The organism is Tigheibacillus halophilus (assembly GCF_042683165.1).
GTDB lineage: Bacteria > Bacillota > Bacilli > Bacillales > Amphibacillaceae > Tigheibacillus > Tigheibacillus halophilus.
The window spans coordinates 116,819-130,613 of sequence record NZ_JBHUIZ010000016.1 but is presented as its reverse complement, the minus strand read 5'-3'; the positions used below and the strand labels follow the sequence as shown (position 1 = coordinate 130,613).

Sequence of the window (13,795 nt, the reverse complement as noted above, 5' to 3'; positions counted from 1 at the left end):
ATTATATTTGGTCATAAAAACACCCCCGAAAATTAGATTTTTACTCTAACTTTCGGGGGTCGGTACCAAATGGGGCTTTTATTATTTAGTCCTTTTTCAAAGTTTACGCCTTCATTTTCCACATAAAAAACTTCTTTGCTTGTAAGCGTCAAAGAAATGAACCTTCCAATTCGAACTTGATTATATAAATCGCTCAAAATCCTTAAAATGCGGTTTTATAGGGATTATCTATCAAAAAATATCATTCTCTTTCAAATTAAAACGGGCAAAAATCGGGCAATCTTTTGGACTAAGATACGGAGACACTTTAGGCTAGCAAGCGATTATTCTTTGTCTTTTTATTGTTGTCCGGTTGAAATTTTGTTAGAAGTTACATCACGCCACCCATCTTTGAGAGGTTATTTTATTTTAATATATGAAAGCAAAGATGAAGTAAAACAATCGCGAACTTTTATAGAATATCATAATGTAATTTGTTAAAATCCCCTTTAGATAAAGTATATCCAAAGAAAAAGCTTTACCAAAAACAGAGTGACTTTTCATTTTCTTGTTCTCCGTGATTGTATAAATGAGATAAAAACTTAATACTCCTCTTCAATTTCATATCTTCTAATATTTGACGCTTTGTTTACATTTGTAGTTAAGAAATTAAATAGCCAGTTGTTATCTCTCCCTTGTACCTTATTTTCTTTAGGAACTTCCTCTGGTTCTTCCATTCCTTCAGCTTCCTCTGGTTCTTCTGTTGCTTCAGAAGTGTTTATTTTATTAATTTCATTAACCAACTCAATATTCAATTCTTCTATTAAATCACCTTCTATTGAAAAAGAGTACTCTTCAATTACTTTTGACATAATATCCTCTGGTTCTAAGGTCTTCATATTAGTTTTATAGTGTTTAAGGCATAAAGAAATGATGGACTTCTTTATTTCCTCTAATACTTTAGAGTATGTCGGATTAACAAATGATACATTGTTATTCAAAAGTTGTTCAAAAAACTTATCATCTTTAAAATGTTGATTATCTTTGCGTTTTCCTAACCAACCATGGAGACAGCACTCATAATAGAAGAGCCAATTACTATCATAAAGACTCTCTTCAGTAAGAAGTGTTTCATAATATGAAAAATCTAAATCCCCTTTTAAAAGGTTCTTTGAATTTAATATCATTACCAATATATTTATTATTGCATTATCATTCCTTAACAATAGTTTACTTATATCTTCTTCTATAGTGATATCCAACTTTACGGCAAAACTAAGTGCCCATGATACCTCAAATTCATTCCTTAACTCCACATTATCTTTAATAAGAACATTAATAAAATCTTTTATCCTTTCAGTATTTAATGGATAACCCCTATATTTATATCCTTCAATAGTTTCAAACACAGTAGGTATTATTGATGAATCTACAAGGATGGATTGTAATAGTAACGACTCGAATATATCCCAATTCTCCCGATAAACTACAACTCTTCTCAATACTTTTACTGCATAGTTTAATATTCCCTTTTCAGCTGATTGAATCTTATATTTAAAAGCTGTACTAAAGAATTCTTTTATATCCGTATGCTGTAAATTAATTGATTTTCCCTTATCCTTTTTATTTCTTCTAAATTCATATCTTTTAAAGTAATATAACCACTCAGGTTCTAAAATTTGCGGTATTTTAATTATTTTAGTCTTTGTATTGTTTAAATCTAGTTCATAATTTTTTAAAGTTTTATTTAAAATATTAAGCGCTCTCTCAGCTTCTTCTGATGAACTAAAATAATATTCCATATCATCTGTATATCTATACCCTACTAAACCATCGCCATATTCTCTTTTAAATTCATCATCAATTATTGTGCCGACTATTTCTTGTATTATTAATGATACGACGGGACCAATAGGAATTCCTATAGTTTGTCCATCCTGCAGATTTCTTGTCAATCTATCAATCACATTACCAAAATACCTATCATCTTTTGTATTTGCTTTGGCAACCTCTTTTGTGTGTAGTGCCCACGGAATAGAGTGAGTGTAAATACTTGGATAATACCTTGTAATATCAGCTTGTAAAATATATCTTTTCAATACGAGATTATGTATCCTTTTATTAATCTTCTCAGACATTTTATACTTTGGTTCTATACTATCTTCAAAAATATGCGGAGTGGTTAAAGAAAATTGTGACTTTGAAAAATGTGCCTCTAAATTATCCCAATTATCTTCAATTAATCTCGCTAACAATATATAATGAAGCGGGTGCGGAACTGATATAATTCTCCGAAAATTACCCGTTTTCGGTATTGAAAAATCTATTAGTTTACACTTTTTGTTTAAACCTTTTTTTGATAGTCTTGATTTTGTTAAGTCAAGACTATCCATATTGTCACTTAAAGTAGTAGATTTGAATTCACCTGGTATTTGATTAGCAAAATACCCCGATAATATTATTTTTTTTGCGATTTCTCTCTCTTCAGACATTTTATCACTTCCAAATTAAGCTCTCCTCTTTTAATCCATTGGTATAAGCTCTTCTAATTCTTGTTTATTATCTATCAAATGCTTACTAAACTCATCACCTAAAAGTATTTTTGTATTTTTAATATACCTAATTAGTCCACTTCCTTTGACGGATAAAACTTTGAATTTTCCTTAACTATTACTTTCAAAAAAACTCATTCATTGAGTAGAATTTTTAATACCACTGATAGACTTTATCCTGATCTTTTACTCATAATTCCACCAATTGTTTTGCTTCAATTTCAACACTAAATCCTGTTCTCTTTAACTTAGCAATCAAATACTCTGAAAAATCTATTACCTTAGATAAATCAATAAAAATTGTTAAATTGCTTCTTGCTCTTGAACAGCCTACATAAAAAAGCCTATACGCAGCTAGTACGCCGTACACAGTACTTTCTTTAAAACATTTTCTAACATTTGTAACATTTGGATTTAGGAGGTATTTATTACAAGAATTTCCACACAGAGTTTCAAATATTATATTCCCCTCAAAATGTTTACATAATTGTTCCACTCTTGTTTTCAGGTATTTTGCATGTATATCATAGCTTTCTTTATTTAAATCCGAAATTTTACATTCTAAATGGTCAATTGTATCTTCAATCCATTTCATATAATCATAATAAAACGATTCTAAAGAATCTAATGTTAATTCCATGAAAGTCCATAGTTTCAAGAAATTATGCATATGAACAACTGGATTTCTGAAGGAATCTTCTGCAATAAAGAACACTGTGTTATGACTCTCTCCTTTTACACCGTGTTGTGTTGAGACTTTTGGATCTTTCAAATATTTTGATAGTGCCTTGAATTCGTTTACGTTAACTTGTAAAATTTCAATATATTCATCATATATATTATCAATATAGCAATTATTAAAAAGATTAACTTTCCTCATGAAAGTTAAAAGTTCATTTATTGAGTTCTCTTTCTGAAAAGCCTCATATATTTGAGTTAATAGTTTACTTAAGTTAACTCTGTCCTGATGACTAGTAATTGTACGTACTTTTATATTAAATATTTTTCGATTTGCTTTGAGGGTTTGAATTATCTTTCCAAGGTTAAAATTAACATAATAACCTAATATTTCGTCTAAAACAAAAAGCAACTTTAAAAGGGGATCTTTATTTTCATTAGTATTATCGGATAAGACATCAATAGCACTTATTTGTTTTACGTGTGAGTATCTATCCAATCTATTAAATTGTCTATACAACTCACCTGCACCTACCGAATCAAACCTTTGTTGGTTTAGTAAAAATAACAGTAAAGCATCCGGATAAATTATTTGCTCCCTTTTTAATCTTTCATGAATGTTATCGCACATTACTACTCTTGGTGGGTGATCTGGTTTACTAACACCATTTCTGTCAGATGGGATTTGTTTAAATTGCTGATCATTATATATATTGTTTAATATGTAAACTATATCTGGTATTGAGCGGTGATTAGTATCTAATTTAATATCAGTATTTAGAGTTTTTAATTCCTCTTCAAACGATCCATCATAGTTTTTATATATTTGTTGCATCTTGTCACCAAGAAAATAGAGGCTTGACCTTGTATTAAGTACTGCTTTATAAAACATTTTTAATACACTGGGAGCCGAGTCTTGGTATTCATCAATAAAAATTAATTGATACCTTTGCGTTAGTCTCATCTTAATCTTTGGAAACCTTTCGAACACTTTTTCTGCAAATAATATCAAACTGTCGTGGGATAACCCCCCTTTGTAAAGATGGTTGTTCGTTGATTCATTATAATAAATTGTCCTAATATTAGCCTTAAGCACTTCTATTGATAAACAACCGTGCTTTTCGATAAACTTTAAGTTCCTTTTTGAAATATGTTCTTTCTTTTCCTTATTCTCTATGTCATCTCTGATTAAACCACCAAATAATTCAAAATATAGATCTATCATTTCACCCTTAGAAAAGTAAATTTTCAGGAATTTATGAAGAAATGAATGAATTGTATGTATGTTAATTCCTTCTTCATTTAAACCTTTTTTTAGCTCTTCTGCAGCTCTCTTTGTATAAGTAATACAAAGTATATTATCAATGGGATATTTTATCTTATGATTCACAATCATTGATTTTATTTTTGTAGTTTTGCCACTACCTGCTGGAGCGTTGACGAGAAAGATATTATCTACTATTTTTGTAGCCAATCTAATCCCTCCTTAATGTAATTCGGAAGCATCTTTTCTATTAGACCATTTAGAATAACTGAATACATAAAATCAGTCTTTTTATTTTCTGTGTGTTTAACAATATCTCTAATACTGTACTTTTTATCTTTGTCTGAATCACCTTTTCCAAGTTTAGCAGGGTTTGGAACAGTATATTTAAGATTAGCGTCAACTCTTTGCTGAATCCAAAAGCTTCTATCTTTTTTTTCTAGCACGTTAAAATTATAAAATTTCGACATCATCGCTTCCTCTAAAGTCCGAGCATACTGTTCATCTTTACCTTGATAATTAACTAGTGCTAGTCCCCCGAATAATTCATTCTCACCTCTTTCTTTCCATTTATACAAATCAAGTACTATAGGAGATTTTGTCCCTTTTGATTCGCCATAATAGCTATTAATTGTTGCATTTGTTGTTTCAGACTCTTCTACGGCTTCAATAGTTACTGCATCTTTTTTGTAATCTAGATCAGTTAAAATAAGGGTCTTTATTTTCAAGAAATTAATTATCTTACTATATTTATGCGCGTAAGCACCGCCGACCTGAACATACGCTATATACTTTTGACTAAGTTCTTCATATGTATCTAAAGTCAATAATTTTCTTATAAGCAATCGTTCTGTATCACCCTCATAAAGAATAACTCTATCTGCAAAAACAATGTCAGAAAAACCGATTTCATAAAACCAATCATAGAATGTATCGAGAGTGGTATCACCGCTCAGGCTTTCTTTAAATGTCGAAAAGTCATAAATTTTACTTTCTAAATGATCTAATGGACGTGAAACTCTGAGATTCTTCATTTCTGTTAGTCGCACCATTTCCCCTGAATGGGTACTTATTAATCCCTGTATTTTCTTTTGAAGATAGTAATCTTTTAAATATTTCCCAAAAACTCTTTGCATTTGAGGATGCATATGTGATTCGGGCTCTTCTATTACAAATAAATTGACTAATAGTGGATCAATTTTTCTTTTATATGTTTCTAGCTGTAGAAGTATATAAATCATATTGCTGTAACCTAATCCTTGAGAAGATTCATTCAGAAAATAGCCTTCATACTGATATTTTGTATTAGTTATTTGATTAAGAAGAGAGGTTATTGTATCTTCGTTAATGTCTATATCAATAATTATATTACCTGTATTTCCGCCACTTGCTTTATCAATAGTTTTAACCGCATCGCTAAGACTTTTAACAGAGACATCCCTTACCTCATCAATAATTTTCGCATCTTGTATGGGACTGAGTATTTGATCTGGCAAGTTCTCTAATAGAGGCCCTAATTTTTCATTATGGGTTGCGAGTTCAATCATGTTTTTACTTAAACTTTTAAAGTTACCAGTACCCTGATCATCGAGTGGTCTACCTGCATTAATATATTTAAAATTAAAAAGCCTCCTGAAAACCGAAACTTCAATCTCTACTTTATCTATATAATCGCTATCGCTAAAATAACACTTTTCAAGGATACTTGCTTCATAAATAGACAATAGTATCTCTTTAAATTGATCAATCTTTGAAGTTGGATCTTCTAATGCCTTAATTTTTTTGTATCTAGTATATAATTTATTAAAATTATCTTCTAATGCTTGTCCAAAGGATATTTTAGTTGGCCGAAATGAATATTCAAAATAGAAGCTTTTGTTTTCTGGATTCAAATCCATAATAAAATCGGCAAACTTCCTAATATCATCATTTGCATTATAATCTATTTTAAATCTTATTGATGTTGTAGGTATTATTACATCACTGTGTAAACTAGTTAATTCAGTAATGAATAGCTTATTTACAATACTTTCTACTGTAGATAATGTATCCTGACTCTCATTAAAGCAACTCATAAATATGTCATACACTTCATCAACCCACTGCTTTGATAATTTTACTGGTATGTCTGAAATTAAAAATGGTGTTTTGCCGTTTTGCATTATAGAACCAATAAAATTAATCATAGAAGTCTTACCACTATTATTAGCACCAGCAAGTAAAGTAACATCATCAGCCATTGAGAATGATTCGTTTTTAAACTTCCTATAATTTTGTATAGTTATTTCTTTTAAAAGCACTACATAAACCTCCAACTATGTAATTATTAATGTTCTAAGAATTAGTACAAAAGACTAGTATAATCTTACTAATTTTATAATATCTATTTATATTCTACCAGTAAATTACTGCTTTGGTATATAATAATAAATTTATTTTTTTAAAAGTAAAAAGGATTAATAGATTAAGCCTATTAATCCTTTTTTAATCAATTAGTTTTGATTTTTACAATATACGATTTAAATATTTTTAACCTTCATCAAATCAGTATCTACGATTTCTAATATAATCAAGTCGTCAACTTTACCAAACCTGGCTGAAGTCAAACACCTAAACATTCATCTAATTGTTTATTGATTCGTCTATAACTATGGACTTAAAATAAATTAAAACATGGGAAAGAAGGAAGTTTCGAGACAATGTATGAATTTATTATTACTAATTATGGAGGTTATATAGATTTCAACGAATTTTGTATGTATAATTTTTAGAAATAATCCCCACCAAATTATTTTGGCAGGGATTTTGGCAGGGAACTATATTATTTTATACCAATTTGTCAATTTAAGATTAAGATAAACACTGTTAAATAGGCGTTCTCTCTTCAAATCAAGTTAGCTCTTTACTCCCACTCAATCGTTGCAGGTGGCTTGCTCGTTACATCATACACGACACGGTTGATATGGTCCACATCATTCACGAGGCGTGTAGATATTTTTTCCAGGACATCCCAAGGGATCCGTGCCCAATCAGAGGTCATGCCGTCTATGGAAGTCACTGCACGAATACCGATAGTGTAATCGTATGTGCGCTGATCGCCCATGACGCCGACGCTGCGGATATTTGGCAGCACAGTGAAATATTGCCAAATATCACGGTCAAGTCCAGCAGCAGCAATTTCTTCCCGCAAAATAGCGTCAGATTCACGTACAATTTCCAATTTATCTTCTGTCACTTCACCAAGCACACGAATAGCCAGTCCTGGTCCAGGGAAAGGCTGGCGCCATACAATATGCTCAGGGATCCCCAACTGGGTACCCAATTCACGAACTTCATCTTTAAACAATGTATTCAGCGGCTCGATCAATTCAAATTGCATATCTTCAGGCAATCCTCCGACATTATGGTGTGATTTGATCGTCTGAGCTGTTTCTGTTCCACTCTCGATGACATCTGTATAAAGTGTACCTTGTGCCAGGAAATCCGTATCTTTTAATTTAGCGGCTTCATCATCGAATACGTAGATGAACTCGTTACCGATGATTTTCCGTTTTTTCTCTGGATCGTCCACGCCCTTCAATTTAGAAAGGAAACGATCTTTTGCGTCTACTTTGATCACTCGGATATGAAAATCATCCGCAAACACTTTCATCACTTCGTCCGCTTCATTTTTGCGCAGCAGACCATGATCAACAAAAATACATGTGAGCTGATCGCCAATCGCCTTGTGAATCAAGGCGGCAACAACAGATGAATCCACACCGCCGCTCAACGCGCATAATACTTTGCGGTCGCCAACTTGCTCACGAATCTTTTGCATTTCAATATCAATGAAGTTCTCCATTGTCCAATCGCCAGCACATTGACACACATCGAAAACGAATTTGCGCAGCAGTTGAATGCCGTATTCGGAATGGCGTACTTCCGGGTGGTATTGAACACCATACAGTTTGGCCGAATCATTACTCATCGCTGCGATAGGTGTGGAATTACTAGTCGCATCCACGACAAATTCCGGTGGTGCCGCAACCACTTTATCGCCATGACTCATCCATACTGTTTGCTGCACCGGCGTTTCCTGATAAAGCACAGGGTGGTCTTTGATATCTATCAGCGCTTTGCCATACTCCCTGTTTCTGGATTTTTCCACCTTGCCGTTGAAATGAATAGTCATCAACTGCATGCCGTAACAAATGCCCAGAACGGGGATCCCCAGATCAAATATCGCTTCATCCGCACGAAAACTGTTTTCATCATACACACTGTGAGGTCCGCCAGATAGAATAATTCCAGCCGGATTCATTTTTTTAATTTCATCAGCAGTAAGTCTGTGTGAATGCAACTCACTGTAAACACCAAATTCCCTGATTCTTCTGGTGATCAATTGATTGTACTGACTGCCAAAGTCGAGTACTAATATCATTTCCTGATTATCCATTGCTTTTAGCTCCCATCATTCTGCATTCCATACCAAAATGCATGGCATCTGCCACGTCTCTTGTGAATGTCATCGTTGCTTGTACATGTAAAGGCTGTATTTGCAATCATCCATTTACTGATAATACAAAACCTGGGTCCCCGTATTTTTGCAAACAAAAAAATGTGCAAAAAGGCAGAAACCCAGGTCTCCAATCACCTGTTTGATCCTGCCTTCATAGTCGGAACGTTTACGGTGTTCCGGTAGAAACTTTCGAACCATATTATCGAGGATATACGAAAGGCTGTATCATATTCAGATTGCTATTTCAATGTGGTACTATCTTTCCACAGTAAACTCAACAATATTATTGTAACGACCGGAAAAACCTTGGTCAAGCCCTAATTTGCTTTACTAAGTTTTTCCATAATTCGGTGATTCGCTGTGTGTCCTCAGGGCGGAATTGCCCGCGATAGACCATCCGGCCATAAATAGCCGTCAGCCTGCTCATATCCTTTGTCCGGTAGCGGTGATCGATCCTGCTGGCGAATTCATTTAAAGTTTGCCCTTTTTCCAACTGCATTCCTTCATGTGCCAGCAATTGGAGTAAATACTGGTAGATGCGTTGGAAACTTTTGGCGTCGCGCTTCATATGCCAAATTTTGCTGATGCGCCATGTGCGCAGCTGCCATCTTTTTTTGTACAGATAAAGCAATACGAACGCCGCAGCCAACATTCCCCCTATATATAAGGTGATTGGAAGCCATGCGCGATGCTCGTCGTCTGTGTTCGTTTTCTTTTCCGATTTTGCTATTTCCATATCATCCTGCTTTTTCTTTGGCGCAGCTGCTTCCTTTTCTTCTTTTGGTTCCGGCCCATTGTGTTCTCCCGTTGTCTCGACGGAGTTGCTGCCAGACTGCGTTTCCACATGTACTTGGAAATCTGCCGGATTATCGAATCCCTGCGTAGGTTCAAATGGTACCCAGCCCACTTCTGGAAAATAAACTTCCACCCACGAATGAGCATTCGAATTGGTGACTTCATACATATCTGTACCGTCATCGAACACGTTTTTCTTTTTGATCTCCCCGCCGGTGAATCCTTTTACCCATCTGCTTGGAATACCTATCGTTCTCAGCATCACAGCCATCGAAGTCGAGTAATTGTCGCAGTAACCGCGTTGGGAATCGAATAAAAACTGGTCGACATAGTCCTGATCACCTTCTGGAACTGCGACATCCGTTGTCTGGTATACAAAACCATTATCCCCAAAATACTGTTCAATCGCTTTTGCTTTATCATACCGATTATCATATGGAGCGGTTATTTTCTCCGCAAGCTTGCGTACCCTGTCAGGCAGTTCATCAGGAAGCTGCTGATAGATACTGTCTGCATCATCCTTTTGCTGTTCGTTCACCTCGCGCATCTCTTCAATCGGATAGGAAGGCTCATCAAACTGGACGTCATATTCATGTAGTTTCACATCCTGCTTGCCCATTTTGGCATAAATGGAACCGGAACGGTTTTCAGTAAAGAAATCAACAGCTTCCTTTTCTTTCCCGCTATTGCCCGCAACCCTGCTGACACCGTATGGATAAGCTACTTTAGGAAGTTCCTCTCCGGAAACGAAACGAACGGTTGCATTCCCGGTATCCGTTTCAACATTCGAGTAAAAGGTGTGCATGGAAATAATCCCGCTGATTTCTTCCTTGTAATTCGCCTGATTGCCTGCTGATTCCCATCCTTTGCCTGAATAAATTTCCTTTGCTTCGATGCGCCAATACTGCCTATCTTTAACCAAGGCCTCGAAAACAGGTGTATCGTCTTGCACGAAATCTCCGCCCAATTGGGTATCGTCCTCGCCATACCCTACCTTTTGTATAGGTCCGTCACCATTGGTACCGGTAACTTCACGCAAAAAAGGAACAGGGTCTGGCCATTTCGGCTCCGTCTTTGGTGCGGCGAAACCAACAATGGATGTGGCGAATACAGTGAGAACCAATGGCAAGAGCCAGTAAAGGACATTTTTTTTCCATGCAAAGTGGATCTGTTCCTTTTGCACCAATCTGGAAAAACTGGTCAATCCCAGTGCCAGGAATGAAAAGATGAATGTACGGATGACAGCGATAGAGCTGTCATATGCCGTGAAGACGTCCAGTACTGTCAGATAAACGAATGTCATCAATATGAACAGGAACACTCTTTTCACATATACGAACCAATAATGGATCAAATAGCTCATCAGCCATATCAGGACAATGAACAACAAGCTGCGAAATTCCGGGGTGAACGCGTACCATTGCTGCGTATAAAAGAGCTTCCCGTTATATAAAATCTGATCAAAAAATATATGAATCCAGGATAATTGAAGCAAGGGAATATCATAGAAAAGACGATGGATAATCAGCATCAGTGCTGCACCTTTCAACAAAAAGGAGAGCCACCAGGGTGCCCGAAGCAAGGAGATGACAAAACAAAACAACGCATACCCTATGAAAAATTGGAGATCACTCGTATCTGTTACCTGATTGATCGGGTACAACCACTCTAAGAAAAGCAAGAAACCGCAAATATAAAGAATTGCTGCGAAAATGCCGGGTATTTGATTATACATCGTTTGTTTCAAAATACATTCACCTCGATTGGATCAGCAGCCAGCTGCTTTTTCGTCAATGAAGTAACAGTGATCCCCTGTTTAGCCATATGACGTACAAGCATCCGGTCAGAATCCGCCAGCTCCGCTGCAGCTGAGATAAGCAAAATATGGATGCCATGGCTGTGCATATTCATTTTCCGCAATACGTCAAACAACATCTCATCCAAACTTGCCGTCAAGATGTACGCTACAAACCCGGTGGGCATTTTATTCAGTTCCTGAAGCAATACCGCAGGAAACAGAGCAGGAACCGGTTCGACGGCTGCTAAATGCTGATAGACCCGGTCCAATTGAGCCCGCCGTCCTTCCGCGATGGAAAAGTGTTCCACTTTATCATGGACGGATAAAAACGTTGCCTTGGAGGACTTTTTTTCAAAGGCTTCCAGCAATGCTGCTGATAGCTCTGCTGCAGCATCGAACTGGAGCCAATTTTGTTTACCGCGATTGCAGGCATCCAGTACGACTAGCACGTCGGTGCTTTTATCTTTTTCAAATTCCTTTGTCATCACATCATTCTTTTTCGCAGTTTGTTTCCAGTCGATCCAGGAAAATTTATCCCCCGGGACATATTCACGGATACTTGTAGCGACGTTTCCGGCCTGGAAGTGCATGGCGCTGGAGGCTAATGAGCCCTGCTTTTGATATTTCATCGACTCTCTCAATCTAACAGCTGGACGGGCTGGATAAGCGGTCAATTCATCCGTCAGCTGATAAAGATGCTGTTTTTTCATAAAACCGAAAATATCCCCTGTTCGAACGTGAATCGCTGTGAATTCATGGCGTCCCCTGGGAATCTGGACAAGTTCATAAGAGACGGTCATCTCTTTTTTAAACCAGGGAAAGATCAGCTTTTTCACACGTCGCTGTGCAGCTAATTGTTCCGGAGCATCCAAAAAGGTATACTTCTTTCTACGAATGTCAAGTCTGTTCAGACTTTCTGGCATGATTTCTTCAATGACACAGTAATACAACGGAAAACGCAGTTTACGTCTCATCGTGATGACCACGCGTAAATGATCGCCTGCGTTCACTTTGTAATGTGATAATGTTCTATTTACTTTCCAGCCTTTCAGCGGGTAGAATTGCAGGCAAAGCAGATATACGAAGATGGGTACGAAGCTGTCAAGTAAGAACCAGCTTGTGAATCCACCTTCAAACATGGCATATGCGAATAGAATGCCTAATAACAATGACATCCAAGCAAGTTGAAAAACCAAGCCAACTGTCTGCTTCATCAGCCGAAATCCTTCCTTGTCGGAATATAAGCATGATGCACGATCTCAGAAATCACCTGCTGATTCGTTTTCCCGTCATATTTTGCCTCAGCCTGTAAAATGATTCGATGTGCCATCACATAAGGGGATAAATATTTCACATCGTCAGGAAGTACATAATCCCGTCCATGTATAAAAGCATAGGCTTTTGCGGCTTTCATCAATGCGATAGCTCCCCTTGGACTGACACCCAGAAAAATCGATGGATGCTCTCTCGTGTTGCGGACAAGATGAATGATGTATTGTGACACGCTTGCATCAACATAAACCTCCGCTGCCGACTGCTGCAGTTCCAATACTTCCTGTTGGGACACTACCGCTTCTAATGAATCGAATGGATGCTGATTGGATGTACGCTCTAGCATTTCTATCTCTTCCGTCATCGAAGGATAACCCATGTTCAGTTTTAGTAAAAAACGATCCAGCTGTGCTTCCGGCAAAGGATAGGTGCCCTCATATTCAATCGGGTTTTGTGTCGCCATGACAAAAAACGGCTGCTCCAGCGGAAGGGTGATGCCATCAGCTGTGATGTTGTTTTCTTCCATACTTTCCAGTAACGCGGACTGTGTTTTTGGCGAAGTCCTGTTTATTTCATCCGCCAGTACGATATTTCCAAAAATCGGGCCCTTGCGGAATTCGAATTCCATTGTTTTCGGGTTGTAAATGGACACACCCGTTACATCGGATGGTAATAGATCGGGTGTGAATTGGATACGTTTAAAACCACAATCGAGTGACTTTGCCAGCGTCCTGACAAGCATGGTTTTTCCCATTCCTGGTACATCTTCCAGCAAAACATGACCTTTTGCCAGCAGTGCAGTGAGGCTAAGCAGCGCTATATCTGTCTTTCCAATCATAACCTTATTGATATTTCCCAAGATCTTATCTATTTTTTTATGATAAACAGTTGTGATTTCAGACACGTATTATCTTCTCCTTATTTGTTTTTATTGGAATCGTGACAATAGGGGAATC

7 protein-coding genes and 1 riboswitch are annotated in these 13,795 nt (G+C 36.5%); all 7 genes read right to left on the bottom strand.

The window, feature by feature from the left end; all coding sequences use genetic code 11:
• Positions 1 to 581: 581 nt before the first annotated feature.
• The 7 genes from ACFSMW_RS18490 to ACFSMW_RS18460 all read right to left on the bottom strand — a co-directional run bounded on the left by ACFSMW_RS18490 (position 582) and on the right by ACFSMW_RS18460 (position 13,743).
• Positions 582 to 2,471: an RNA-directed DNA polymerase gene (locus tag ACFSMW_RS18490; RefSeq protein WP_390357780.1), complete on the bottom strand. Its 1,890-nt coding sequence runs from the start codon at positions 2,469 to 2,471 to the stop codon at positions 582 to 584.
• Positions 2,472 to 2,721: 250 nt separating this feature from the next.
• Complete coding sequence (locus ACFSMW_RS18485; protein ID WP_390357779.1) at positions 2,722 to 4,683, bottom strand: UvrD-helicase domain-containing protein; 1,962 nt, start codon at positions 4,681 to 4,683, stop codon at positions 2,722 to 2,724.
• Complete coding sequence (locus ACFSMW_RS18480) at positions 4,668 to 6,773, bottom strand: AAA family ATPase (RefSeq protein ID WP_390357778.1); 2,106 nt, start codon at positions 6,771 to 6,773, stop codon at positions 4,668 to 4,670. The genes ACFSMW_RS18485 and ACFSMW_RS18480 overlap by 16 nt, the downstream gene beginning before the upstream one ends.
• Before the next feature lie 602 nt (positions 6,774 to 7,375).
• On the bottom strand, positions 7,376 to 8,911 hold the full coding sequence (gene guaA / locus ACFSMW_RS18475; RefSeq protein ID WP_390357777.1) for a glutamine-hydrolyzing GMP synthase: 1,536 nt from the start codon (positions 8,909 to 8,911) through the stop codon (positions 7,376 to 7,378).
• Between the two features lie 197 nt (positions 8,912 to 9,108).
• Positions 9,109 to 9,210: riboswitch (purine riboswitch) on the bottom strand.
• 74 nt (positions 9,211 to 9,284) lie between these two features.
• Entirely contained in the window at positions 9,285 to 11,516 is a 2,232-nt protein-coding gene (locus tag ACFSMW_RS18470; RefSeq protein WP_390357776.1) for a transglutaminase TgpA family protein, read from the bottom strand.
• Entirely contained in the window at positions 11,513 to 12,781 is a 1,269-nt protein-coding gene (locus ACFSMW_RS18465) for a DUF58 domain-containing protein (protein WP_390357775.1), read from the bottom strand. The genes ACFSMW_RS18470 and ACFSMW_RS18465 overlap by 4 nt, the downstream gene beginning before the upstream one ends.
• Complete coding sequence (locus ACFSMW_RS18460; protein ID WP_390357774.1) at positions 12,781 to 13,743, bottom strand: AAA family ATPase; 963 nt, start codon at positions 13,741 to 13,743, stop codon at positions 12,781 to 12,783. The genes ACFSMW_RS18465 and ACFSMW_RS18460 overlap by 1 nt, the downstream gene beginning before the upstream one ends.
• Positions 13,744 to 13,795: the final 52 nt, after the last annotated feature.

Bases quoted from the DNA above. Each gene is read 5' to 3' on its own strand.
- ACFSMW_RS18465 (WP_390357775.1), bottom strand. From the start codon at position 12,781: ATGAAGCAGACAGTTGGCTTGGTTTTTCAACTTGCTTGGATGTCATTG.
- guaA (WP_390357777.1), bottom strand. From the start codon at position 8,911: ATGGATAATCAGGAAATGATATTAGTACTCGACTTTGGCAGTCAGTAC.
- ACFSMW_RS18490 (WP_390357780.1), bottom strand. From the start codon at position 2,471: ATGTCTGAAGAGAGAGAAATCGCAAAAAAAATAATATTATCGGGGTAT.